Origin of the sequence: Caulobacter flavus (genome assembly GCF_003722335.1) — a bacterium.
In the GTDB taxonomy this organism is placed as follows: Bacteria; Pseudomonadota; Alphaproteobacteria; order Caulobacterales; family Caulobacteraceae; genus Caulobacter; species Caulobacter flavus.
Genome location: NZ_CP026100.1, coordinates 3,428,673 through 3,454,877, shown reverse-complemented (window position 1 = coordinate 3,454,877; position 26,205 = coordinate 3,428,673). Strand labels below are relative to the sequence as shown.

General features: G+C 69.3%; 14 protein-coding genes. 6 read left to right on the top strand and 8 right to left on the bottom strand.

The genetic code is table 11. The features are described from left to right. Positions 1-153 precede the first annotated feature (153 nt). From C1707_RS15915 to C1707_RS15905, 3 genes are read right to left on the bottom strand one after another with little or no spacing between them, the layout of a single operon-like run. Positions 154-3,297: a sugar-binding domain-containing protein gene (locus C1707_RS15915; protein WP_101713491.1), complete on the bottom strand. Its 3,144-nt coding sequence runs from the start codon at positions 3,295-3,297 to the stop codon at positions 154-156. Then, complete coding sequence (locus C1707_RS15910; protein ID WP_205686770.1) at positions 3,294-5,945, bottom strand: glycoside hydrolase family 3 C-terminal domain-containing protein; 2,652 nt, start codon at positions 5,943-5,945, stop codon at positions 3,294-3,296. Before C1707_RS15910 ends, C1707_RS15915 begins: the two co-directional genes overlap by 4 nt. Then, complete coding sequence (locus tag C1707_RS15905) at positions 5,945-6,289, bottom strand: HU family DNA-binding protein (protein WP_101713492.1); 345 nt, start codon at positions 6,287-6,289, stop codon at positions 5,945-5,947. Before C1707_RS15905 ends, C1707_RS15910 begins: the two co-directional genes overlap by 1 nt. 299 nt (positions 6,290-6,588) lie before the next feature. Between C1707_RS15905 and C1707_RS15900 the strand changes: the two genes are divergently transcribed. The 6 genes from C1707_RS15900 (at position 6,589) to C1707_RS15875 (ending at position 16,139) form a co-directional block, all read left to right on the top strand. Next, positions 6,589-7,209 (top strand): RNA polymerase sigma factor, encoded by a 621-nt coding sequence (locus C1707_RS15900; protein ID WP_101713493.1) that lies wholly within the window; start codon positions 6,589-6,591, stop codon positions 7,207-7,209. Further along, entirely contained in the window at positions 7,187-8,152 is a 966-nt protein-coding gene (locus C1707_RS15895; protein WP_101713494.1) for a FecR family protein, read from the top strand. Before C1707_RS15900 ends, C1707_RS15895 begins: the two co-directional genes overlap by 23 nt. Before the next feature lie 23 nt (positions 8,153-8,175). Then, complete coding sequence (locus tag C1707_RS15890) at positions 8,176-11,205, top strand: TonB-dependent receptor (protein ID WP_164467370.1); 3,030 nt, start codon at positions 8,176-8,178, stop codon at positions 11,203-11,205. Between the two features lie 336 nt (positions 11,206-11,541). After that, entirely contained in the window at positions 11,542-13,128 is a 1,587-nt protein-coding gene (locus C1707_RS15885) for a flavin monoamine oxidase family protein (RefSeq protein WP_164467369.1), read from the top strand. Then, positions 13,125-13,598 carry a Rid family hydrolase gene (locus C1707_RS15880; protein ID WP_101713497.1) on the top strand — a complete coding sequence of 158 codons (474 nt, stop codon included), beginning with the start codon at positions 13,125-13,127 and terminating at the stop codon, positions 13,596-13,598. The genes C1707_RS15885 and C1707_RS15880 overlap by 4 nt, the downstream gene beginning before the upstream one ends. A 96-nt stretch (positions 13,599-13,694) precedes the next feature. After that, on the top strand, positions 13,695-16,139 hold the full coding sequence (locus C1707_RS15875; RefSeq protein ID WP_101713498.1) for a TonB-dependent receptor plug domain-containing protein: 2,445 nt from the start codon (positions 13,695-13,697) through the stop codon (positions 16,137-16,139). A 42-nt stretch (positions 16,140-16,181) separates the two neighbouring features. Here C1707_RS15875 and C1707_RS15870 read toward each other — a convergent pair whose 3' ends face one another. From C1707_RS15870 to C1707_RS15850, 5 genes are all read right to left on the bottom strand, one after another. Further along, complete coding sequence (locus C1707_RS15870; protein ID WP_101713499.1) at positions 16,182-17,792, bottom strand: GH35 family beta-galactosidase; 1,611 nt, start codon at positions 17,790-17,792, stop codon at positions 16,182-16,184. Between the two features lie 150 nt (positions 17,793-17,942). After that, a complete protein-coding gene (locus tag C1707_RS15865) occupies positions 17,943-19,472 on the bottom strand; it encodes a tryptophan halogenase family protein (protein WP_101713500.1) in 1,530 nt (509 codons plus the stop codon). After that, positions 19,469-20,977 (bottom strand): tryptophan 7-halogenase, encoded by a 1,509-nt coding sequence (locus C1707_RS15860; RefSeq protein WP_101713501.1) that lies wholly within the window; start codon positions 20,975-20,977, stop codon positions 19,469-19,471. Before C1707_RS15860 ends, C1707_RS15865 begins: the two co-directional genes overlap by 4 nt. After that, the gene (locus C1707_RS15855; protein WP_101713502.1) at positions 20,974-22,506 is read right to left on the bottom strand and encodes a tryptophan halogenase family protein; all 1,533 of its coding nucleotides are present in this window, start codon (positions 22,504-22,506) and stop codon (positions 20,974-20,976) included. Before C1707_RS15855 ends, C1707_RS15860 begins: the two co-directional genes overlap by 4 nt. Positions 22,507-22,602: 96 nt before the next feature. Further along, positions 22,603-25,971, bottom strand: coding sequence for a TonB-dependent receptor (locus C1707_RS15850; protein ID WP_101713503.1), 3,369 nt, complete (start codon positions 25,969-25,971; stop codon positions 22,603-22,605). Between the last annotated feature and the right edge of the window lie 234 nt (positions 25,972-26,205).

The following is a 26,205-nucleotide window of genomic DNA, read 5'->3' as shown; positions in this document are numbered from 1 at the left end:
CGCGCCGCTCCGGACGCGTCGGCTTTGGCGCAAGCGCTCCCGTTCGCCGCGCCAGGGGCCCGGCGGCGAGAAAGCCCGCACTGATCTCTTGGTCTTCACGGACGGCGGCGAACCGCCGCCTTGGTCTCGGCTCTAGGCGCTAGACATCGTCGCTCACCCTCCTGGGCTCGTGATCGGATCGGCCGCCAGCCAGTCCAGCGCGTTGCTCAGCCAGCGCGTCTGGAGCGGGGCGACCATGTCGGGCAGGCGATGGACCAGCACTCGCGCCGCGCCCTTGCGCGCGATGAAGCTGGCCGCGCCGTTGTGGCGGTCGTGGTCACGGCTGTAGGCGGCGATCACCTCGACGCCCTCCCCGTCGACCAGCAGGCCGTTCGAGGGCTGCCCCTCGACCTGGTGCAGCACGCTCATGGCCATGTCGGACGGAATGCCGGCGAAGGTCGGATGCGCCCGGACGTAGTTCCAGTTGCCCATCCACGGCGCCCGCAGGCCGCCGACCTGTCCGGCGTAGGAGAACAGGCCAAGGCCGGCGAGCTGTCTGGCGACGCCCTCGGCCAGGCCCTCCTCCTGCACCACGGCCAGCAGCGGCGTTCCCGCCGAGACGGCGGCCAGCACGTCGGGCGGCAGCTCGCCCAGCACCAGTTGCGGCTTCTCGCCCTTCTTCGGCTGAGCCTCCAGGCCGGTCTGCTCGCCGACCTGACGGCGGACGATCTCGTCGGCCTTCAGGCCCGAGGCGACGATCCCGTCGTAGCGCACGCCGGCCTTGAACTCCTCGATCGTGACGCCGGGCTGCTTCTCCAGTTGCACGCGAAGGCTTTTCGCGACGCCCGAGACGGCGATCCTCAGTTTGCGGCGCGAGCCGCCAGCGGGCGCGGCGACCCAGACTTCGCGGTCGGAGACCACCTGTCCCGAACCGGCCAAAGTCATACGGACGACATGCCGCCCTTCTCGCTCGAACGCCGGCGCGCGGACGCTCTCGGCCACCAGCCACGACATCCGGTCGGGCTCGTGGGCGGGCGCAGGCCAGCGCCCCGCGGCGCGCTCGACGCCGTCCGGCCCGACGATGCCGAGCGCCAGTTCGCCGGTGATCGGCCTGCCGGTGTCGTTGAACAGCCAGATGTCGAGCTCGGCCGCCTCGCCGGGCGCATAGGCCAGCTTGCGCGGCCTGGCCACGGCCAAGGTGGGTCGCAGGCTCTGGCTCATCAGCGTCGGATCGGCCTTGAAGCCCCGCAGCACGTCGACGATGCCCGAGTGGTTCTCGATCGCCGTGCTCTCCCAGCCCGAGATGGCGGCGACGTCGACGGTCTCGCCCAGGCGGATGTTCTCCAAGTAGTTGCGCCAGGCCTCGTAGGCCTTGCGCCCCACCGACAGGAACAGGGCCTCGGTGGTCGGGAAAGCCTTCCGGAAGCCCCAGCGATCCAGGTAGGCGTTGGTGCGCTCGACGATGACCTTGTGGTCTTCCAGGTCGTAGCTGTTGCCGCCCCTGGCCAGGATCTCGGCGACCATGGCCACGTGGTTGTCGGCTACGGCGCATCCCTGCATCTCGCCGAACTCGACGATGAAGGGCTTGCCCTTCTGCATGTGGATGTAGTCGTCCTTGGACGCGTAGAAGCGGTCGTACCACTGGTCGCCGGCGCCCTGGTGCTCCACCCACCAGCCGCCCCATTCCTCGACGTCCGAGCGGAAGTAGTGGTCGTTGTACGGCAGGTACATCGCCTGGGCCGCGCCGCGCTTGACGAAGCCGTCGTTGAGGATGACGGCCCGGCTGGGGTCAAGGTCGTGCATGGCCTTGAGCACGAACTGCACGTCGGGATTGGCCAGGTTGGCGCCGATCTCGTTCTGCAGCGTGTAGTGGGCCAGCGACGGATGCGAGCGGAAGGCCCGCACCATGGCCTGGCACTTCTCGACCATGAACTGGCGGCTGAAGGCGTCGGCGGGGTTCAGGCTCTCGCCCGGTTTCAGGTCGCGACCGATGGCGTGGCGCCCGCCGCCCGGCTCCATCACCCGCAGGAGGCCCATCTCGTCCATGGCCTGGAAGACCTCGGGCTTGCCGACGTTGCGGTGGAAGTGCAGCGCGTTGAGGCCCAGCGTATGGGCGGCGGTAACCTCGCGGCGCGCCAGCTCCTTGGTCGGCCACAAGCCGTTGAAGCCCCAATAGCCCCAGGAGATCGCCGAGTAGAGGCGGATGCGACGGCCGTTCAGCCGCAGCAAGGCATCCGTCCCCACGCCCTCGACGCCGAACCAGCGGAAGCCGAACCGGACCTCGCGGGTATCGGTCTCACGTTTGCTCTCCGCCCACGACAAGCGCAGGCGGTGCAGGCGCGGCGCATCCAGGTCCCACAGCTCGGCCTTGGGCGCGCTGACGGTGAACCGGGCGCGCAGGCGGCGACCGCCTTCGAGAGCTTCCAGGGCTTCGAGCCTGATGTCGGCGGCGACCGGCGCGCCCTGGTCGTCCACCAGCGTGGCGGCCGCCTTGGCGCGCAGCTTCGCGGGATCGGCCGCCGGCTTCTCCAGCACCACGTCCATGAACGCCGTCACCGTGCGCGGCTGCGGCGTGTTCAGCACCCAGGCGTCGTCGATGCGGGCCGTCAACGGATGGACGCTGAGCGTCACACCCCTGTCGAGGCCGCCGAAGCCGTGCGAGGCGAACAGCTTCACCTTCCCCCAGACCATGGTGGTGCTGTCGCGCCAGTCGAACCGGCCGCCGGGATTGGTGATGCGGATCGCCAGGCGGTTGGCCTCGCCGGGCCGCATCGCCGCCGTCAGGTCGCAGCTGAACGGCAGCTCCGACATGATCGAGTAGCCGACCAGCCGCTCGTTCAGGAACACCTCGGCCCGCAGCCGCGCGCCGCGCAGGTTCAGCAGCACCCGCTTGCCCTTGGCGCTGGCGGGAATGTCGATCGATCGCGACCACCACGAGACGCCCTTGTAGGCGCCGTAGCGCGGCACGTCGTCGTCCTCGGCGTAGCGGTACTCGTCGGCGCCATAGGGCCGCGAGGCGAACTTGCCCCAGAAGTGTTCCTCGACCGTGGTCGGAAGGCTGACGGCGATCGCGTCGGCCGCCTTCAGCGCGACCCAGCCGCCCGTCGGAGGATTGACCGGCAGACTCGTCAGGTCGACCGCGCTGGGCAGGTGCAGCGCGTCGTCCTTCCAGGGCGCGGCCTGGTCGATCCACAGGCTCCAGCCCTCGTCGGGCACGGTGAGCAGGTCCGCGGCCGACGCGGATCCGGCCGAGGCCAAGCCGGTCGCGGCGAGGCCCGCGCCGCCGGCGGCGAGGAAGGAGCGGCGATCGAGCTTCACGGCAGCACCTTACGGCCGGTGACGGCGAACCGAGCGGAAACCCCGGCAGGCTTGGCCAGGCCTGGACGCGACACCGGCTGGCCGCCGCCGATCCAGAGGTCGACCGGGCCCGTCTCCACCGAACGCACGCCCGCCGCGTCGACGATGCTGAGGGCCGACGGGTCGAGGTCGAAGGTCAGGGTCCTGGTCTCGCCGGCCTTCAAGGCCACGCGCTGAAAGCCCTTCAACGAGCGCACCGGCGCTCCGGCTGCGCCGCGCGAAACGTAGAGCTGGGCGACCTCGTCGCCGTCGCGAGCGCCGCTGTTGGTAACGTCGATGCTGACCTTCACCGCCTCGCCGGCCTTCACCGACTTGGCCACCTTCGGCTGACCGTACTTGAAGCTGGTGAAGCTCAGGCCGTGGCCAAACGGATAGAGGGCCTCGCCGCCGAAATAGCGATAGGTGCGCCCGGCCATGCCGTAGTCCTTGAACGGCGGCAATTGATCGGCCGAGCGATAGAAGGTCAGCGGCAGCCGGCCCGACGGGTTGAAGTCGCCGGCGATCAGGCCGGCCACCGCATGTCCGCCCTCCCCGCCCGGATACCAGGCCTCGACAATGGCCGGCAGCTTCTCGTCCGCCCAGTTCACGGCCATGGCCGAGCCGTTCATCAGCACCAGCACGACCGGCTTGCCGGTGGCGTGCAGTCCCTCCAGCAGCGCCTGCTGCGGCGCGGGCAGGTCGATGCGGGTGCGGTCGCCGCCGGCGAAGCCCGGGGCGCGGACCGACATCTCCTCGCCCTCCAGCTTGGCGGTCAGTCCGCCGACGAACAGCACGAGGTCCGCGTCCCTGGCGGCGGCGACAGCGGCCTCGGCGCCCTGGCTGGGCTTGCTCCAGGTCAGGCGCTGGTCGCCGCGATCGCCGTCCTGCCAGGCCTCGACGGTAATGGCGTGGACTTGGCCGGCGGTCAGGGTCACGGCCCCCTCCGGCGTGGCGTCGGCCGGACGCTTCCAGGCGTCGACCACGACCTTGCCGTCGACGATCACCCGATAGCCGCCCTCGCCGCGCAACGTGAAGCGATGGACGCCGCTCTCGGCCGGCTTCAGGAAACCCGTCCAGCGCGTGGACGTCTGGCGCTTCTCACGCTGCGGCCGCCCCCAGCTGACCTGGACGTTGGCGGCGCTCTCGGCCCTGGCCTCGCCGGCCAGCTCCAGGCCCTGGAAGGTCTCGACCTTCACGCCCCTGGTCGCGCAGGCCGCGTCGGCGCACAGCGCGTCGTTCGGCAGGGTGTTCATCGGCGCGCCGACCAGGCCCGCGCCCTCGACGAAGGTCACCTCCGCGTCCGGATAGCGGGCGCGGATCCCAGCCAGCACGGTCACCGGCTTTGAGGGCGTGCCGTTGTAGTTGCCCACCAGGGCGTCGAGGCTGTCGGCGTTGGGACCGATCACCGCGATACGCCTCGGCGCGGCCTTGAGGGGCAGGAGGCCGTCGTTCTTCAGCAGCACCATCGAGGCCTGGGCCGTCTTCAGCGACAGCGCGCGATTGGCCGGCGTGTCGTTGTCGGCCGGGGTGATCTTCGAATAGGCCACGTTGGCCGGCGGATCGAAGAGGCCCAGCTTGATACGGGCCACGAACAAGCGGCGGACGGCCTGGTCGAGCTCGGCTTCGGTCAGCAGACCGCCTTTCACCGCATCGACGATCGGGCCGATCTCGGCGCTCTTGTTCAGGCCGAACTCGGCGCAGATCAGGTCGGTGCCGGCCTTCAGGCTGACGGCCACGCCTTCGGCCGGCGTCTTGGCGTAGTTGTGCGAGGTCGGCAGGAAGACGTCGGCGATGGCCGCGCAGTCCGACACGACGTGGCCCTTGAAGCCCCACTTGCCGCGCAAGGTGTCCTTGAGCAGGAACTCGCTGGCGCAGGCCGGAACACCGTCGACGGCGTTGTAGGCGCACATGACGGACTCGACCTTGCCGCGCTTCACCAGCGCCTCGAAGGCCGGCAGGTAGGTGTCGGCCAGATCGTGCTTGGACGGATGGATGTCGTCGTGGTGACGGTCGGCTTCGGGACCGCTGTGCACGGCGAAGTGCTTGGCGGTGGCGGCGGTCTTGTAGTGCCTGGCATCGCTCCCCTGCAGGCCGTGGACGAAGGCGACGCCGAACTCGGCGGTCAGGTGCGGGTCTTCGCCCCAGGTCTCCTGGCCCCGGCCCCAGCGCGGATCACGGAAGATGTTGATGTTGGGCGACCAGACGGTCAGGCCCCGATACTGGCCCGAGCTGCCGTCCGCGCCGCGCTTCTCGACGTACTTGGCGCGGAACTCGGTGGCGATCGTGTCGGCGACGTCCTGGATCAGGGGAACGTCCCAGGTGGCCGCCATGCCGATGGCCTGCGGAAACACCGTGGCCTCGCCGGCCCGCGCCACGCCGTGCAGCCCTTCGCTCCACCAGTTGAAGGCGGGAACGGACAGGCGCGGAATGCCCGGCGCGGCGTGCTTGAGCTGCCCGGCCTTCTCCTCCAGCGTCATGCGCGAGACGAGGTCGGCGGCGCGCGCCTCGGGCGACAGGTTCACGTCGTGGAAGGCGTCCGCGCGGGCCAGGGCGGCGGCGGGCGCCGTCACGAAACCCAGGACGAGAAGAGAGACGACGCCGAAGCGGCGGCTACGGACGGATACGCTCATCAGACATCGCCTCGGGAAGAATTCAGGTCGCGCAGCAGTTTGCGGTCGGGCCTGTAGACGACGGCGCGCTCGCCGCCGAGATCGGCGCGAACGCCGTTGATCGGATTGACCAGGCCGTAGCGGCGCTTGTCGCGGATTTCGAAGCGGCCGACGCCGGGCAGGTCGACGACCTTGCCCTCCAGCAGGGCCGCGCGGATCTGACGGCACAGCGAGCGGGTGAGCATGTCGCCGACATCGGTCTGGAAGGCGCGGGCGATGTCGAAGACGGGTTCCTCGGCGAGCCGCTCGTCGGCCTCGGACCGGCCATGCGGCGCAGCGCCCGAGTCGCGCGCAGAGCTGTTCATCGAACCGCCTCCCCTTCCCATGATGCGGCCTTGTCGACCGTCTCGCCCGGATAGCCACCGGTGTCATGATTGAAATAAGCATGTCGCAATCGACACGAAAAGAGAAAAAGGTACCGGTAACTTAAATAAATGCGGAGATTTTCTCCGCTTTTCTTGCCGACATTGAACGACGCCTGGCGAGCCCTGATCCGCACAAGAAAATCATCGTCCGCGCATAATTTTTCGCGGTGCATTGATCGGGCGGACTTTCGCCAGCATCGTCCGCCCAACCGGCGAGGCCGGATGTTTGGGGAGACCCCGTGTCGAGGGCGGAGCGGCCAGAGGCTCGTGGCGATGTTGCTGAGCATTGGGCCGAGCAGTGGAAAGACCGATCGGCCTTTCGGCGCGCCTATGCCCAGGACTGGGGCGACCTGTGCGCCTTCCTGCGCGCGCGGTTCGGAGCCGGCCCGCCCGATCCCGAGGACGTGGCCCAGCAGGCCTTTCTCAAGCTCGGGCAGCGGCCTTCGGACCGTTCACTGGAAAGCCCGCGCGCCTTCGTCTTCCGCGTCGCCATCAACCTGACCCTGGACGGTCGCCGCCACCGCCAGCGCGCCGCCCGCCTGCTGGACGCCTCGGCGCCCGCGCTGGAGCCGGACGACGCGCCGGACGTCGAACGCGCCCTGATCGCGCGCGACGACCTGAAGCTGCTGGAGAAGGTGGTGGCGGGTCTGCCTGACCGGCACCGCCGCTATCTGGCGGCCAGCCGCATCGAGGGCCTCAGCTTTGCCGAGATCGGGCGTCGCGAAGGCGTCTCTGAGGCCCTGGTCCGCAAGACCATCGACGAAACCACCGCCGTCTGCCAGCGCGCCCTGACGCGCGGCGTCATCGACTATCGAACCGACTTCAAAGGCCTGTCGCGTGAACGCATCCGTCGATCCTGACTCGCCGATCGGCCGGGAGGCTCGGGCCTGGGCCCTGGCGGTGACGGGCGAACCGTTCCCGCCGGAGCGGTCGGCCGCGCTGCGCCGCTGGCTCGACGACGATCCCCGGCACGCCCGCGCCTATGGCGAGGCCGAAGCCGTGCTCCTGGCGCTGAGCGAAATCCAGGCCCTGGCCCGCCCGCCTCTCCAGGCATCCCGACGACCCCCTCTCGCCCGACCGGCGATCTGGATAGGCGGGGTGACAGCGCTGGCCGCCTGCCTGGTCGCCGGCATCTTCGTGGCGCAGCCTCCCGCTGCGTTGGAAGCTGGCGGCCAGGCGCGGCAGGTGGCCCTGGCTGACGGCAGCACCGCGGTGCTGGCGCCGCAAAGTCGCCTGGCGCCTGCTTCGCGCTGGAACAACCGTCGCTACGTTCTGGAGCGCGGCGAGGCGTTCTTCTCGGTGCGCAAGGCCGACGGACGCCGCTTCCAGGTCGTGGTCGGCGCGACGGAGGTCGAAGTGCTGGGCACGCGGTTCGACGCCCGCACGAGCCCCAGCGGCCAGGTCCGGGTGGCGGTCGAGGAAGGACGCGTCGCGGTCTATCAGGGCAAGGCGCGACGGCAGATCGCCAGGCTGGGCGCCGGCGACTACGTGCTGGTCGAGAACGGTCGCGCCCAGGCGGGCCGCCTGCCCGCCCCGACCGAAGCCGCCGCCTGGCGGGCCGGACGCCTGGCCTATGCCGACGCGCCGCTCGGCGACGTGGTCGCCGACCTCGTGGCCAGGGGCCATGGCGGATTGCGGGTCACCCCGCGCGCGGCGGCCCTTCGCGTCACGGCCAGCTTTCAACTCGACCAGGCCGACCGGTTCATCGCCAGCCTGCCGGAGATCCTGCCGGTCAGCGTCACGACCTCCGGCGATCGACGGACCATCGACGTCCGCCCTGGAACCTCGACCTCGGCGCGATGAGGGCGGCTCCCGCGATCGGAGCGATGGCGGCGGGCTGGCTCGCGGCCGCCCCTGCCCTGGCGGCCGCGCCCGAACGGTCGTTCGCCTTCGACCAGCCGGCCCAGCCTCTCGCCACGGCGTTGCTGACGGTGTCGGCCCGCACGGGCGCGGTGATCGCCGCCCCGTCCGCCCTGACCGCCGGACGCCGCGCGCCAGGCCTGTCGGGATCGATGACGGTCAGCCAGGCGCTGCGAGCGCTGCTGGCCGGTTCGGACCTCGACTTCTCGCTCTCGCCTTCCGGCGTCGTGACCCTGAAACGCCGGGCCGAGGCCATTCCCACCGCCCCGCGCTCAGCCGCGCGCCCTTCGATCCAACACGCCGACGAACCAACCCTGGTGACCCCGATCAGCGTACTGGCCCGCCCCCTGGCCGAGCCCGCGACCGAGCAGGCCCGCGACACGCCGGCCCAGGTCGACGTCCTGCTCGAGGAGCAGCTTCGCGGCGCCGGCGCGCTTGGCCTCGGCGACGCCCTGCGGCAGATGCCGGGCGTAACGGCCGGGCCCGAGGCGGGCGAAGCGCGCCAGATCGCCGTGCGCGGGGTCGGCGGCCGCTTCACCCGGGTGCGGGTGAACGGCATGGAGACCTTGGCCACCTTCGGCGCCAGCAACGCCGTGGGCGGCACCAATCGCGGCCGCGCCTTCGACTACAACATCTTCGCCGCCGACCTCTTCAAGCAGGTGCGGCTGCAGAAGACCGCTTCGGCCGACGTCGACGAGGGTTCGCTGGGCGCCACGATCGACATGCGCACCCGATCGCCCCTGGAACTGCCTCGCCGCCACGCGGTGTTCATCGTCGAAGGCGGCTACCAGACCCTGTCGCGCGAAGCCCGGCCGCGCGTGTCGGCCGTAGTGTCGCGACGCGACGCCGCCGGCCGGCTGGGCCTGCTCGTCTCGGCCGCCTATTCGGGCCGCGCAATGGTCGAGGCCGGTGCCAGCGCGGGCCAGTGGGAGACCGGCGTGGCCGTCGCCCCAGGCTTCGGATCGGCCGCGGCGCCGCTGGACCTGGCCGCCGTCAACGCCGCCCTGCACGCCCGCATCCCCAGGCTGGAACTGATGCAGATCGACCAGGACCGCCTGGGCCTGACCGGATCCCTGGAATGGCGGCCGGGCGACGCCACCCGCATCGCGCTGGACACGATCTACGCCGAACTGCGCTCCAGCCGCCGTGAGAACCTGCTGGAGAGCTTCACCTTCCGCACGCCCGGCGCCTGCGCGGCCCCGCCCGATCCCCGTTGCGGCATCAACGCCGTGGTCGTCGCCGATGCCGACATCGCGCTATTCGGCGGCCGCAAGCCGGTGCTGATCGCCGGCCGGTTCGACAATGTCGACATCCGCTCGGAGGCCCGCCGCGACGAACTGAACACCATCTTCCGCCAGACCACCCTGGCGGCGACACACCGGTTTCGCGAAGGCCTCGAAGGGCGGCTTCTCGCCGGGTTCAGCCGCTCGGACTTCAGCAACCCCGTGCAGCAGACGCTCTATCTCGAACAGTTCGACGTCGACGGCTTCGCCTACGACTTCTCCGACGGCGACCGCCCGGCGCTGAACTTCGGCGACGCCGCCCTCGCCTCGCCCGACGCCTGGACGATCAGCGAGTTCCGCTCCGATCCGAACTGGGTCGACAACAGCTACCGGTCCCTGGCGCTAGACCTCGAGAACCGATCCGGACCGCTGGGCTGGCGCGTCGGCGTGCTGGCCAAGACCTACCGAAATGTCGGCTCGGCGCGGATGCGGTCAGACGGCGGGATCGGCAACATCAACGCCGACTTGCCATCCGGCCTGCGCGGACTGGCTGTCGGCGACTACGTCCGTCTGGTCGGCCAGGGCGTCGACTTCGGCGTCACCGGCGCGCCGGCGGGATGGCTGGCGATCGACACCCGCGCGACCCTCGCGGCGAGTTGCGCGACGGGCGGCTGTCCGGGGTTCGAACTGGGCGCTGGTCCAGTCGCCGGCCTGAACTACGACGTCGCCGAACGCTCCGACGCGGCCTTCCTGCAGTTGGCCCTGCCCCGCTCTCCTTCGCGCCGCTTCTGGGGCGAAGCCGGCCTGCGCGTGATCCACACCAGGATCGACGCGGCCGGACTGGATGTAGGGGCGGACGCCGTCGCGCGCTGGACCAGCGCCTCCAACGACTACTGGTCGACGCTGCCGTCGCTGAACCTGGCCTGGAGCCTCTCGCCGGAGGCCGTCGTCCGGTTCGGCGCGGCCAGGGTGATGGTGCGGCCCGACCTGATCAGCCTGAGGCCCGGCGTCAGCGTGTCCACCACGGGGGCCAAGTCAGCCGCGTCGGGCAATCCGGACCTGCGCCCCACGCGCGCAGACGCCTTCGACCTGTCGCTGGACTGGCGGCCCCGCCCGGGAGTCCAGCTGTCGACAGCCGTCTACCGCAAGACCATCGCGACGACGGTGCAGGGAACCAGCACCCGGCCCGCCCCCTTCTCGGCCAACCCGTTCGGTCTGCCCGACAGCGTCGCGGCGGCGGCCTGCGGCGCGGCGCGCGACTGCTCGCCCAACCTGCCGATCTGGCAGTTTTCCAAGCCGATCAATTCGGGACCCGGCCGGCTGACCGGCATGGAGATCTCGGCCCGCGCTGCGCTCGGCGCGGGATGGACGGTCCAAGGCGCGGCGGCCTACACGCGCACGAAGGTCCGGCTGCTCGATCAGACCGGCGTCTGGGTCGACATGCAGGACGCGCTCGGCGCCCCCCGCGTGGCGGCGAACCTTGGCCTGACCTACCAGCGACCAGGTCTGGAGGTGCGCGCCGCGCTCAGCCATCGCAGCCGCTATCTCGCCACCATTCCCGCCCCCAACGGCGGCGACGTGGACGGCGTGGACCCGCTGACCACGCTGGACATGGCCGCCAAGCTGACGCTGTCGCCACGCCTGACCCTGTCGGCCGAAGCCGCCAATCTTGCCGACGCCCGCCAGCGGCAATTCAGCGACCGGACGCTGATCCCGACCTATCGGCACCACACGGGTCGGGAGCTCCGCCTGGGCCTGCGCTGGGCGATGTAGCCGCCGCGCTCATCAGGGTTCATGACGCCCGCTCAACGACAGGCGGCTCATCAATATGTGCAGAATTACTCATAAGATCCGCTCCATGTGCATGAACGACGCGAATGGCCATCAAATTCAATGCACAAACTTTTTCCGCGACAACGCTGAAAGACAAGCCTGAAGCGAACGCAGTTTTTCTGAATACCAAGAGTCACCACCTCGGCAGCCGAATACCGCTCGGAGGCGACGCGATGCGCCGCTCTCCTTCTTTGGCGACTTCCCCGCGTTCACTCTGGCCGCCGCTTCGGCGGCGGCCGCTTCTTGGGGAGGTCCTGGTTCGGGGCGTTCTCAATCTTGGTCAGCCGTCGTTCGTTCATCACCCGCGCCTTCGCTCTCGGAGGCTTCGCCGCCGGCTATGCCGCCCTGCAGGGCCTGGGCCTGACCTCCACGGCTTTCGCCCAGGAGGCGCCCGGCCTGCCGCGCGACTTCGGCAAGGGCCGCTCGGTCGTCGTGCTGGGCGCGGGGATCGCGGGCCTGGTCGCGGCCTATGAACTGGAACGGGCGGGCTTCGCCGTCACCGTGGTCGAGGCCCGCGAACGGGTCGGCGGCCGCAATTGGACCATCCGCGGCGGCGACCGCGTCGAAACCCTGGACCGTCCCGAGCAGACCGCCGGCTTCTCGCCCGGCCTCTATTTCAACGCCGGTCCCGCCCGTCTGCCCAGCCATCACCAGGGCGTGCTGTCCTACGCCAGGGCGCTGGACGTGCCGCTGGAGGTGGAGGTCAATTCCAGCCGCAGCAGCCTGCTGCAGTCGGACACGGCGTTCGGCGGCAAGCCGATCCAGCAGCGCCAGGCGATCAACGACCTGCGGGGCGGCCTTTCCGAGCTGCTGGCCAAGGCCACGCGCGGCGGCGGCCTCGATCAGGAGCTCACCGCGCCGGACAGGGAGCGCCTGCTGACCTTCCTGAAGACCTATGGTGATCTCGACGCCGGCGGCGCCTACAGGGGCTCGGAGCGGTCGGGCTACGTCACCACGCCCGGCGCGGCCGACCAGCGCGGGGTGGCCCGAGCCCCCTTGCCGCTGCGCGACCTGCTGTCCGACGACACCCTGCCCTACGCCCTGTTCGAGGAGAACATCCTCATGCAGGCCACCATGCTGGAGCCGACCGGCGGCATGGACGCGATCCCCAAGGCCCTGGCCAAGGCCCTGAAGGGGCCAGTCTTGCTGAATGCCGAGGTCACCGCCCTTCGCCAGACGCCGCAGGTCGCCGAGGTGGCGATCCGCGACCGCAAGAGCGGGACCGCGCGCAGGCTCGCCGCCGACTATCTCGTCGTCACCGTTCCGCTGCCGATCCTCGCCAATGTCGCCAACGACCTTCCGGGCGAGGTCAAGGCGGCCATCGCCGGGGCCCGATACGACAACGCCACCAAGGTAGCCTTCGACGCGCCTCGCTTCTGGGAGGCCGAGCAGATCTACGGCGGCCTGTCGTTCGTCGGCGGCGAGACCACCCTGGTCTGGTACCCCAGCGGCGGCTTCCACCAGCCGCGCGGCCTGCTGGTCGGCGCCTACACCGTCGGCGCGGCCGCCCGCGCCTTCCAGGCCCGAAACTTCGACGACCAGGTCGCCCTGACCCGCGCCGCCATCGACAAGCTGCATCCCGGCAAGGGCCGCGAGCTGTCGGCGCCGCTGGTGATCGACTGGAACCGCCAGACCTTCAACCTCGGCCCCTGGATCCACTGGGAAGGCGACGGCAACGACCCGGCCGCCTACGCCCTGCTCAACCAGCCCCAGGGACGGGTCTTCCTGTCCGGCGCGCACCTGTCGCAGCTGCCCAGCTGGCAGGAGGGGGGCGTCGCCGCCGCGCGCCGCACCGTCGGCCTGATCGCCCAGCGCGTCCGCGCCGACCGCCTAACCCTTTCCCGAACGGAGACCCGTCCATGATCCGCAAGCTCGCCTTCGCCCTGCTGCTCGCCTCGGCTTTCGCCACGACCGCGGCAGCGGCCGAAATCCGCCGCGCGCCGTCGTCCGGCGCGATCGCCATCACCCCCTCGGTCGCGGTGCCCGCCGGAACCGAGCTCGTCTTTCTCAGCGGCGCCCTGCCGACCATCGCCGACAAGGCCAAACCCGGCACGACCGAGGAACAGACCCGTTCGGTCCTTTCCAAGCTGGAGGCGGCGCTGAAGGCCGAGGGCCTGGGTCATGGCGACGTGGTCAAGGCCACCGTCTTCCTGGTCGGCGATCCGGCCAAGGGCGGCGAGATCGACTTCGCCGGCCTCAACAAGGCCTGGAGCGAGGCGTTCGGTACGGCCGCCCAGCCCAACAGGCCGGCGCGCAGCACGGTGAAGGTGGCCGGTCTCGTCCTGCCCGGCGCCCTGGTCGAGATCGAGTTCGTCGCCGCCAAGACCCGCTGACGGGCCGCGAGCGACCACGGAACCCGCCGCGCGACGGGGCCGCTTCCCTGGCCAATCGCGCATCCCAACAATCTGAAGCTTTCATCGGGGGATAGGATGAAAACCCAAATTCTGGGCGCGTCGGCGCTCGCCTTGACGTCGGCCCTGTGGGGCGCGGCCGCCGTCGCCGGACCCGCGCCGGAGCCCGCCGCGCCCGACGCCGCCTCGGTCGAGGGCGTGATCGTCACCGGCACCCGCCAGAGCGGCGTGCGGGCAGTCGATAGCGCCGCGCCGGTGCAGGTGATCGGAGACGAGGCCCTGGCCCGCACCGGCCAGATCGATCTGCGCCTGGCGATCAGCAATCTCGTGCCCTCGTTCACGGCCCAGGCCTTCGGCGGCGACGCGGCCAACCTGACCTTGTCGGCCCGTCTGCGCGGGGTCAGCGCCAACCAGACCCTGGTGCTGATCAACGGCAAGCGCCGCCATGGCACCGCTAACCTCGCCGTGCTGGCCGGCGCCTACCAGGGCTCAGCGGCGGCCGACCTCAACTTCATCCCGACGGCGTCGATCGCCCGGATCGAGGTGCTGACCGACGGCGCGGCGGCCCAGTACGGCAACGACGCCATCGCTGGCGTCATCAACATCATCCTCAAGGACGACGACCACGGCGGAACCGCTTCGGCCACGGGCGGCGCCTACTACGAGAGCGACGGCGAGACCTACAGCCTGTCGGCCAACGCCGGCTTCGCCCCGGCGCCGGGCGTTCATGTCAACGTCACGCTGGAGAACCGCTTCCACGACTTCAGCTTCCGTGGCGCGCCTGACGCACGGATCATCGCCCCCGCCGCGGTCGCCGCCAATCCGAGCTGGCCGTCGGCCCTGCCCGGCTATCCGTACGTGAACCGTATAGCCGGCGACGCCCGCTACCAGCTGACGGCCGGCACGGTGTCGGCCGGCTGGAAGGCCAGCGAGGCGCTGGAGGTCTATGGCTTCGGCACCTACGGCGTGAAGAAGGCCACGGCCTACGAGAACTATCGCCTGCCCAATCGCCTGCCGGCGATCTACCCCAAGGGCTTCAGTCCGATGCTGGAGACGCTGGAGACCGACTACGCCCTGACCGGCGGGATCAAGGGCCAGGCTCTGGGCGGCTGGCGCTACGATCTCTCCAGCACCTATGGCCGCGACGACCACGAGGTGCGGGTGCGCAAGTCGGCCAACCTGCAGCTCTATGCCGACACCGGCGCGGCCCCGACCGAGTTCCACGCCGGCGACTTCATCTCCAGCCAGTGGACCAACAATCTGGACGTCAGCCGCGAGTTCGAAGTCGGTTGGGCCTCGCCGCTGACGCTGGCGCTGGGCGCCGAGCAGCGCAACGAGCGCTACGAAATCCAGGCCGGCGACGCGGCGGCGCGCTACAAGTCCGGCTCGCAGTCCTATCCCGGCTTCGCCCTGACCGACGCCGGCAAGCACAAGCGCGACAGCTGGGCGCTCTATGCCGACCTCGCCGCCTCGCCGGTCGAGAACCTGAAGCTCGACTTCGCCGTCCGCCACGAGGACTTCAGCGACTTCGGCTCGGCCGACATCGCCAAGCTGACCGGACGCTACGACTTCTCCCCGGCCTTCGCGGTGCGCGGCACGGTCAGCAGCGGCTTCCGTGCCCCGACGCTGGCGGAACTCTACTACTCGGCCACCAACGTCTCGCCGACCACCGCCTTCGTGCAGCTGCCGCCGGGCTCGCCGGGCGCCAGGCTCCTGGGCCTGGACGGCCTGGATCCCGAGAAGTCGACAAATCTCAGCCTCGGCATCGTGGCCGAGCCCCTGCCCCGCGTCTCTCTGACCATCGACGCCTACCAGATCAAGATCGAGGACCGCATCGTCGGCAGCGGCGCGCTCTACGGCAAGATCGGCGGCTCGGTGGTCAATGCGGCGATCACCAACGCCATCACGGCGAACGGCAACGTGCTCGACCCCACCGTCGGCACCACCGGCATCAACCTGTTTTCCAACGGCCTGGACACCCGCACCCGCGGCGTCGAGATCCTGGCCACCACCTGGACCGACCTGGGCGATCTCGGGAAGATCGACTGGACCCTGGGGGTCAACGTCAACCAGACCAAGGTAACGCGGATCGCCACGCCGCCCTCGGGCCTGGGCAGCGCCGTGCTCTACGACCGCGCGGCGATCGCGTTCCTTGAGCACGCCTCGCCCCGCTACAAGGCCAACCTGACGGGCGTCTACGCCAGGGACCGCTGGACGGTGAACCTGACCAACACGCTCTACGGTCCGGCCTGGGCCTACACCAACGTCAATGGGACCTACTTCAAGGACCGCATCAAGACGCACCTGATCACCGACCTGGAGCTGGCCTACGCGGTCACCGACAGCGTCAAGGCCGCGATCGGGGCCAACAACCTATTCGACATCTATCCTGAGACCCTGAACCCGGCGGGTACGGCCGCATCGATCGCGGCCGGCAATCCGGGGGTGGCGCTCTATCCCAGCTTCTCGCCGTTCGGGATCAACGGCGGATACTACTACGCCCGCGTGACCTACAGCTTCTGACGGCGCGGGACCTCCGGGCGGGTTCCGGAGGTCCCGTTCACGTCAGCGATAGCGGTAGAACTTCACCCGCTGGATCTGAAACTGGTCGGGAGCCAGGCGGATGTGCCGGCCCTGGTGGGTCTGGTCGCCGTTGAGCAGGCGGCGGGGAACCCAGCGCCCCTCCGGATCGAACACGCCCTCCTCGGCCTTGTCGATCCCCGCCAGCGGCGGCCCCTTGCCGGCTCCGGCGAAGGTGACGACGATGCCTCGACCGGCGATCAGATACTCCTCCGGTCCCGCCTGGATGATCAGTCCGCCATGGGCGCCGGGCTTCTGCGCGGCCTTCGGCGTCCACGGGTCGATGAAGCCGACCTCGAAGCGATAGTCGCCCATCACCTGACTGACCGGCGCGTCCAGCACGGTCCCGTCCTCGAGGATCCGCGGCTTGAAGCCGGCCATGGTCCCTTTGCCCTGGGCCGCCAGCAACGCCGGCGTCAGCTGGCGCAGAACGTCGTAGGCGCCGGCGATGGCCCTGTGCTCCTCGGCGTTGACGCTCTCGATGGCGAAGGGCGAGAAGCCCAGGGCGTCGAGCTTGCCGAAGGCGTAGAAGGCGTTGGCTGGCGTTTCCGGAGCGCTGGCGTTGTTGGCCTCGGGCACGAACAGCGCGTTGTCGGGCCGCACGAAACGCGCGGCCAGGTCGTTGAAGTTCGGGAAATAGATGTCGGGCGACAGCAGGTCGAGGCTGGGCGCGCCGGCCTTCCAGACGTCGAGCAGGTGCGGCAGCGGCCCGCCGCTGGGATATTCGCCCGGCTTCTTGCCCGTGCGGTTCAGCGCGGCGTTGACGTACATCGGCAGCGGATAGGCCGCCTTGCCAGCGGCGGTGACGCCTTCGGCGTAGCGGGCGTAGGACCAGGCGGTGAACACCTCCTGTCCGGCCTCGTCGCCGCCGAACACGGCGGCCCAGGTCCCCTTTTCCTTGCTTCCATTGCGCTTCCAGAGATCGCGCAGCTCCGGCTCCATCGCCTCGCCGCCGGTCTTCAACTTCCGGATCAGGGCGGCCGGAACCTGGCCGGCATAGGCCACATCGGCCGCCGTGCCGTGCTCGCGCGCCGAGGGCAACATGCCGATCTCGTTTTCGACCTGAACCATCAGGACGGTGTTGCGGTCGCTATCCACCGTCTTCAGGTGGGCCAGCAGGGCGGCGTAGGCCTTGGCGTCGGCGGCTCGGGTGTCTTCGGAAAAAGCCGACAGGATCTCGACGGTCGAGCCGTCCTGCGCCCGCACACGTGGGAAGCGGGCCTGGTCACGCTTCACCCAGGCCGGAACGTAGGTCGACATGCTGTTCTTCCAGGCCCCGAACCACAGCAGGACCAGCTTCATGTCCTGGGCGCGGGCGTCGGCAAGAAGGTCGTCGACGCTGGAGAAGTCGTAGACGCCCTCCTTGGGCTCGATCAGTTCCCAGGAGACGGGGGCCAACACGGTGTTGAGGTGCATCGCCTTCAGGCGTGGCCAATGAGCCGCCATGTAAGCCCGGCTGGAAGCGCTGGAATTGCCCAGTTCGCCGCCCAGGATCAGCATAGGCTTGCCGTCGACGACCAGACGAGCCGAGGTCCCGTGCTTTTCGAGGCGGGGGATCTCGGCCGACGCCATGGTCGCCGCCGTCAGCGCCGCCATCGCAATGCTCGTTCCCAGCCAGGCGCTGAAACCTCTCACCCGAACCTCCCGCTCCCCCGCGCCTGAACGCTTGTTACCGCTAGCATTCGCGGTACGGAGGGCGATTTGTCAAACTGGAAGTCATACCAATTCGACAAATGGTCGGACCAGTCAGACCGGGACGCTCCTGGCGGCGCGGGCCGCCGCACCCAGCAGGCCGGCTTTGTCGAGATAGACGTCGTGCGGCGGCATGCCGGCCACCCGCTCGTTGATCGCCGCCTGGATGCGGCCCATGCGCAGGCGCAGTTCCTCGGACGACAGGGTGTCGGCCACGGCGTGATAGTCGTCGGGCAACAGCCCCTGCCCCGCCAGTATGGCGAACCAGTTGGTCTCCTTGAACAGCTCCTTCTGATCGATCAGCACCTCGCCGCGCGTGCGGAACACCTCCAACCGCTGGGCCAGGCTGTCGGGCGGAACCATGTCGCGGCACCAGCGCCAGAACGGCGTGTCGTCACGCTCGCCGACCTTGTAGTGGGCGATGATGAAGTCGCGGACCTGCTCGTACTCCAGCGCCATCTCGCGATTGAACTTGTCGACGACGATGGGATCGAAGCCGGTCTTCGGAAACAGCGTCAGCAGCTTGGCGACGGCGGCCTGGACCAGGTGGATGCTGGTCGACTCCAGAGGCTCCAGGAAACCGCTCGACAGGCCGATGGCCAGAACGTTGCCGATCCAGCTCCTGCGGCGGCGTCCGGCGGTGAACTTCAGAATCCTGGCGTCGGCCATGGCCGCGCCGTCCAGCCGCTCGCCCAGCCTGCGCACGGCCTCGTCCTCGGCGATGAAGGCGTCGCAGAACACATAGCCGTTGCCGGTGCGGTGCTGCAGCGGGATCCGCCATTGCCAGCCGGCCTCGCGGGCCGTTGCCCGGGTGTAGGGCGTCAGTTCGCCGGCGCGTTCACAGGGCATGGCGGCCGCGCGATTGCAGGGCAGCCAGCGGCTCCAGTCGTCATAGCCCGCGCCCAGCGTCTCTTCGATCAGCAGGCCCCGGAAGCCCGAGCAGTCGACGAAGAAGTCGCCTTCGATCGCCCTGCCGTCGTCGAGCACCAGCCGCGAGACGTGACCGCTTTCGCCGTCGCGCTCCACCCCGGCGATCTTGCCCTCGACGCGGACCACGCCCCTGGCCTCGGCGTAGCGCCGCAGGAAAGCGGCATAGAGCGCCGCGTCGAACTGGAAGGCGTAGTTGATCTTGGGCAGGTTCGGGGTCGGCGCCGTGCGCATGAACCGTCCGTCGGCCGCCGCCAGCGTCTCGGCGTTGAAGGCGTCGTAGCGCCAGTCGCCGCTCTCGCGCGCCCAGCGCAGCCAGAAATGCTGGAAGCCGACGCCGTCCATGTCGGCGCCGTACAGGCCGAAAGGATGGAAGTAGCGATGCCCCAGGCGCCGCCAGTCGACGAACTCGATGCCCAGCTTGAACGTGGCGTTGGTCTCGCGGATGAAGACGTCCTCGTCGAGACCCAGCACCTTGTTGAACAGCAGGATCATTGGGATGGTCGCCTCGCCCACCCCGACCGTGCCGATCTGTTCCGACTCGACCAGGGTGATCGAGTAGCGACGCGTCCCAACGGTCTGAGCCAACGCCGCCGCCGTCATCCAGCCGGCCGTACCGCCCCCGACGACGACGATGTTTCGGATCGCCCCGCTCACGTGAACCGCAGGGGCGCGGGCCCCGGCGCCGCTGGCCTTTGCATCAGCGCGGCCAGCTTGACCTCCAAGGGACGCATGCGTCCGACATCGGCGGCGATGCGGCCCAGGATCTTCTGAAAGATCTGGATCTGCTCGGCCTCGCTGACGCCTTCGGCCAGGGGGTCGTGCGCCTGGGGGATCACGCCGTGGCCGATGAGACAGGCCGCCCAGTTGGCGGGCTGGAACGCCTCGTCCTCGCGGGTCGGCACGACTCCTCGGGCGGCGAACAGGCGCAGCTTGTAGGCCAGGTCGGCCGGCGGCTGGGCCTGACGCGCGGCCTCCCACGGCGCGCCGCTTCGGCGGCTCAGGTGATAGTGCATGGCCTGGAAGTCGCGCAGGCTCCGGCCATGCGCCGCCATCGCCGCGCCGTAGGCCCGCGCCTCGGGACCGCCGTCGACGTCGGCCGGGAACAGCGTCACCAGATGCGACAGTCCGGCCTGCAGGGCGTGCAGCGGCGCGGCGTCGGAGGGATCCAGCGCGATCGCGGCCGGCCCCAGCGCCACGCAGTTGCCGATCCAGGGCCGAACCTGCATGCCGGGTTTCAGGAACTGCGCCTCGCCCTGTCGCCAGCCGAGGGACGAAACACCTTTAGCTTGGCGGACCATGGCCTGGGCGTCGATGGCCGCGCTGTCGTAGACCGCCAGACCAGCGGTGCGGTCCTGCAGGGGGTAGAGCCCGACCCAGCCGCCGTAGACGGCTTCGACGTGGGCATAGGCGGGCAAGACCCCCAGGCGTTGCCCGGCCAGCGGCAGCACCCGATCGAACGGCAGCCAGGCGCTCCAGCTCTCGAAGCCCGCGCCCGGCATCTGGCCGATCAACGCGCCGTCGCCCACGTCGACGAAAAGGTCGCCGGCGACCCGCGCGCCGCCCGCCGTCACCACCGCGTCGATCCGTTCGCCGGTCCGCTCGACGTCGGTCACGGCGCCCTGCTCGATGCTGACGCCGTCCGCAAGAGCCCGCTGGCGCAGCAGCGCGGCGTAGGCCGTCGCGTCGACGTGCAGGCCGACGCCGGGAGAGGACAGCCGGCCAGGCTCGTCGCCCTCGACGATGCGCCCCTGCTTGGCGGCCGCCGCGCCCAGCGAGAAATCCTCCAGCGCGGTCTTCAGGCCTCGCCTGCGAGCCAGGACCCAATGATGGACGAAATCCACATAGTCGACCGAGTGACCGTGGGTGTCGTAGGGGTGCAGGAAGGACGTCCCGTCGCCCGAAAAGCCGGCGAACCTCTGTCCCAGGGACGGAACGGCGCCGCAGCGCCGGGCCAGTTCAGCCTCCGACAGGCCAAGCAACTGGTGCAGGTTGCCCAGGGCCGGCAGGCCGGCGTGGGACAGGCCCAGCGCCGGCGGCGCGGTCTCGATGGCCCGCACCGCAAGCCCTCCCGCCCCGAAGGCCTTCCGCAAGGCCAGGGCCGTCAGCCACAGCGGCGCCCCCGCGCCGACGACCACGACGGTGTGGACGGGCCGGCTCATGCCACGGCCTCCGCGACCGCACGCTCGGAAATGGCGCAGTGCCTGGCGACGAAGTCGGCGTGCGTCGGCATGGCCGGCATCCGCCGCGTGATCGCCGACCGCTGGCGCTCCATTTCGGCCAGGGCCTGGGCCAGCGGCACATTGTCGACCAGGCGGTCGTAGCCGCCCGGCAGTACGCCTTGCCCAAGCAGCACCGAGATCCAGCTCGGCAGGGCGAACAGGCCGTCGTGGTAGTTCGGCGCGACGCCGCGATGCCGGAACAGTTCGAGCTTGTGCTTCAGGCTCTCGGGGATCTCCATCTCGCGGCAGTGCTTCCAGAGCTCGCCGTCGGTCCGGGTGTTGGCGTGGTAGTGCAGGATCAGGAAGTCGCGCACCCGGTCGTATTCCATGTCGACCCGGCGATTGAATTCCTCGACCAGGGCCGGCTCGACCCGCTTGCCCGGGAAGAGCTTGAGCAGGTTCATCACCGCCACCTGGATCAGGTAGATGCTGGTCGACTCCAGCGGCTCCAGGAAACCGCTCGCCAGACCCGCGGCCATGACGTTGCGCGTCCAGGACGCGGTGCGCCGTCCGGCCTTGAAGCGGACCTGGCGCGGTTCGGCCAGGGCTTCGCCGTCGAGATTGGCCATCAGGGTGGCGGCCGCCTCGTCGTCGCTGATGTAGCGGCTGGAATAGACGTAACCGTTTCCCGTGCGGTGCTGCAGAGGGATACGCCACTGCCAGCCGGCCTCCCGCGCGGTCGAGCGCGTGAATGGCGTGAAGCGGTCCGCGCGGGCGCAGGGCACGGCCCATGCCCGGTCGCAAGGCAGCCAGTCGGTCCATTCCTCGAACGGACTGTCCAGGGTCTGGCCGATCAGCAGGCCGCGGAACCCCGTGCAGTCGACGAAGAAGTCGCCCTTGACCACCTCGCCCGAGGCCAGGGTGATCGAGGCCACGTCGCCCGAGAGCGGATCACGCGTGACGTCGACGACCTTGCCCTCGGTGCGCTTCAGCCCCCGCCCCTCGGCCACCTTGCGCAGGTACCTGGCATAGAGGCTGGCGTCGAAGTGGTAGGCGTAGCTGTAGGTGGAATCGATCTTGTCGGGATCGGGATTGGGAAACTCGAACCGATCGGCCCGCGCCGCGGCGATGGCGTAGGAGAATTGCTCGATATCGAGGTCGTGCCCCGCCAGGCGCGCCCGGTTCCAGTGATGGTGAAAGCCCGCGCCGCCGATGCCCGCGCCGTGCACGCCGAAGGGGTGGTGGTAGGACGAGCCCTTGAAGCCCCAGTCGAGGAACTCGATGCCGAGTTTGAACGTGCCGTTCGTCTCGCGCATCATCTCGACCTCGTCGATGCCGACGAAGCGGTTGTAGTCGCGCATGGCCGGGATCGTGGCCTCGCCGACGCCGACCGTGGCGATCTCGTCGGACTCCACCAGGCGAACCCGCGCCTGATGCGGACGAAGCCCGCTGACCAGCGCCGTCCCCACCATCCAGCCGGCCGTGCCGCCGCCGACGATGACGATATCCAGGGGCGCGCTTGTTTCCATGCCGCCGTTCCCACCCATGTTCGGGCGCCGTTGTCGCGGGCCCGTCTTGTCGTGACGAAGGGGCGGACCGGCGGCCCGCCCCCTCTTGAGGATCGATCAGTACTTGAAGCGGAACGTCAACAGGTAACGCTTGTCGGTGCGGTTCCAGGCGTTGTCCTTGAGGAGCCGGCCGTCGGCGGCGTCGTTGACCTGCTGCTTCAGCACGGACTCGGTGTTCAGCAGGTTGCTGCCCTGCAGGCTGATCTCCAGGTTGTCGCTGGCCCGATAGCGGATCGAGGCGTCGAGATAGCCGGCGTCGTCCTGCCAGATCGGGAAGGCCAGGCAGCAATCCATGGCCGTCAGCAGGTACTTCGAACGCCAGTTGTAGGCGGCGCGAACCGCCCAACGGCCTTTCTCGTACATGCCCACGAGGTTGTAGGCGTACTTCGAAAGACCCTCCAGCGAGTCGACCTGCACCGCCCCGTCGGCCTGACTGAGGCCGCCGCCGCTGGTGTTGGAGCCGCCGCCGCCCGAGGCGTTGCTCAGGTTGGCGTTCGCGATGCCCTTGTTCTCGACATAGGTGAAGTTGGCCTGGATCCCGAGACCGTCGAACGGCGCGGGCAGGAAGTCGAAGTAGCGCTGGTAGGCCACTTCGGCGCCGCGGATCTTGGCCCCGTCGCCGTTGATCGGACCACGCGTCAGCACGGTACGGGTGACGCCGTTGACCGTGACGTCCTGGTTGAAGCCGCCGTACTGGATGTAGTCGTTGAACTTCTTGTAGAAGAGCGCCACCGAGAACGACCCCACCTCGGCGAAATAGTGCTCCAGGCTGATGTCGATCTGATCGGCCGTCATCGGCTTCAGGTACGGATTGTAGGACTCCGCCGTGTAGCGGATGTTGACGCCGGTGATGTTGCCCGCGCTGTCCTTGATCCAGAGCGGATCATTGACGTTGCTCATGTCGGGACCGGCCATGTTCACCTGAACGTAGTTCTTCAGGTAGCCGATGTCGGGGCGCGACATGGCGCGCGACGCCGCCAGGCGCAGCTGCCACTCGTCGCTCAGGTCGATCTTCAGGTTGAAGCTGGGCAGCCAGTTGTGGTGCTTCTGCCGGACGTTGCTGGAGGTCGCCAGACCGTCGGTGAAGGCCTTGTCGTCAGCCGACAGGTAGCACCACAGGCTCTGGGGCACGTAGGGGCCGGTAACCGGCATGCCGTCCGGACCGAGGGGGCGATTGCGTGGCTCGCAGACCCGCGGATCGATCTTGCCGAAGTCGGCGTGGATCAGCGAACCGGCGCTCTCGTTGGTGGTGCCGACGTAGCGCACGCCGATATTGCCGCTGACGCCGAAGCCGCCGATCGTGTGGTCGCGGCCGCCGAACTTCAGCATGACGTAGGCCGCATTGGTCTTCTCGGAAACGTCGGCGATTTCCTGCGGCAGGAAGCAGTTGGTCTCGCCCGGACGATAGCAGACGGCCTCCCAGCGCGACGAGCCGACACCGGTGTTGGAGTAGCCGAAGGCCTTCTGGAACTTCTCCAGGTCCTTGACGAAGTCCATGCTGGCGAAGGTCAGCATGCCCGACTTCAGGACGTCGCCGCCGAAGATCTCGTTGAACGAGCGCACGTCCGGCAGATTGCGGTCCCAGCCGCTGAAGGTGGTCGTGGGGTTGCCGGCGGCGCAGTCGCCATTGACGTTGGCCGCCGGCGCCGTGCGGTCGACGTTGTACCAGAGGTAGTCGGTGCTGTTGACGCCGCCCCCGCCCTGGTCGCAGCCCCAGGCGTTGGCGATGCCGCCCCAGTTGTAGACGCTCCAGCGGACGGTCTGCTCCCGGTCGGCGTGGCGCGCGCCCACCTTCAGAGAGTCCAGCCAGCCGTCGCCCAGGTCGTACTGCACGTCGATCCGCGCGGCGAACTGATCGCCCTCGCTGCGTTCCAGGTGGTTGTTGACGTTGTTGAACCGCCAGGCGTTCGGATTGGCCAGGCCGCCGGGAGCGTAGTTGATGTTGGTGCCCGGCAGCACGGTCATCACCGGGTGGTCGCCGGTCGCGTCGATGTTGAGGTTGGCGTATGAGACCAGGCCGACGTCGGCGTCGTAGTTCGACAGCTTGGCCTTCACCTTCTGGACGTCGAAGTTGACGCGCAGCCGATCGGTCGGATCCCACTTCAGATTGAAGGCCAGATCCTGGGTGGTCTGCTTGTTGTAGTTGTAGCGGGTGGTCGCAGACAGTTCGCCGCCACGCTGCTCGGGCGCGCAGTCAGTGCGACCGGTCCAGCCGTAGCAGGGCTCGATGACAGGCTGGCCCGTCGAGGTCTGCCCGATCAGGTAGCCGGCCCAGTCGTTGCTGGCCGAGGTGGTGTTGCCGACCCAGCCCAACGGCGAGGTCATGATTCCGCTCTCGAAGTTGCCCTCTTCGTCGAACTTGAAGGTCGTGCCCGGCGCCGGCAGCACGTAGGTGTTGGCGTCGGCGTTGGTGATCTCGAAGTGCGGGCCGCGGTTGTAGAGGCTGAAGGCGCTGCCCTGCACCGAGCGCTCGTGCCAGATGTTCTCGTAGCTGGACTTGTTGAACTGCACCGTGGCCAGGAACTTGTGATCATTGTCGCGCCACTGGCCGGCGGCGGCGACGCCGTTGCGGGTGCGGTCGAACTCGGTGTGGGCCAGCCGGTACCAGGCGGGGATGTACTTGGTTCCGCCGCCGAACATGGTGACATCCTTGAAGATGCCCATGCGGCCGAACTGCGAGCTTTCGGAGATGGTGTTCAGCTCGGAGTGAGCGCCGTTCACCATCAGGCCGAACTCGCCGATCTCGGTCTGCCAGCGGTTGGCGTAGATCGCCGAGACCTCCGGCGTCACCTGCTCGGACAGGGTGCCGTAGTTCAGCGAGGTGGTGATGCCAATCACCCTGCCAGCGCTGTCGAACGGCAGACGGGTCTTCAGGTCGACCGTGCCGGCGATGCCGCCCTCGATCAGTTCGGCGGTCTGGTTCTTGTATGTGTCGACCCCGCCCATCAGCTCGGGCGAGACGTCGCCCCACGACAGGCCGCGCGACGAGTTGGCGCTGAAGGTGTCGCGGCCGTTGAACTCCGAGCGAACCTGCGACAGGCCGCGCACGATGACGCCCGACGGCTCGGCCGAGAAGTGGGTGGTGTCGCTGGTCGAGGCGTAGCGGTTGACCGTGACGCCCGGCACGCGCTGCAGGGCCTCGGCGACCGACTTGTCGGGGAACGAGCCGATGTCGGAAGCGGTGATGGAGTCGACGATGGTGTCGGCGCCGCGCTTGATCTGCTGGGCCGACTTCAGCGCCGCGCGCTGGCCGGTGACGATCACCGTATCCACCTGGTTGTCGGCGAGCACGTCCGACGGCGAGGCCTGCGAGGCGGCCGGAGCGGTCGACACCGTCTCCTGCGCCAGGGCCGGCGCCGCGCTCAGCAGGGCCGCGATCGAAGCGCAACCCATCCATCCGGACGTGCGGATCCGCTTGGTTCTCATAGGTCGTCCCCTCCCAAGGCCGCGCTCGATCGCGCAGCCCCTTCAAGTGTCCGGCGCGAGCGTCCGGAGATGGGCGGTCGTGCCGCCGATTGTGCGGGAAGCCTTTGGCCAGGCGTCCTGGCGTCGCGCTTCCTCCCGTCGCGCCCGTCTCAACGCGGGCACTTGATGTTTCATAACCGTAGCAAACGCCGGTACGCCAGCATTTTATAAAAATATTTTGTTTAATCCTCTAGC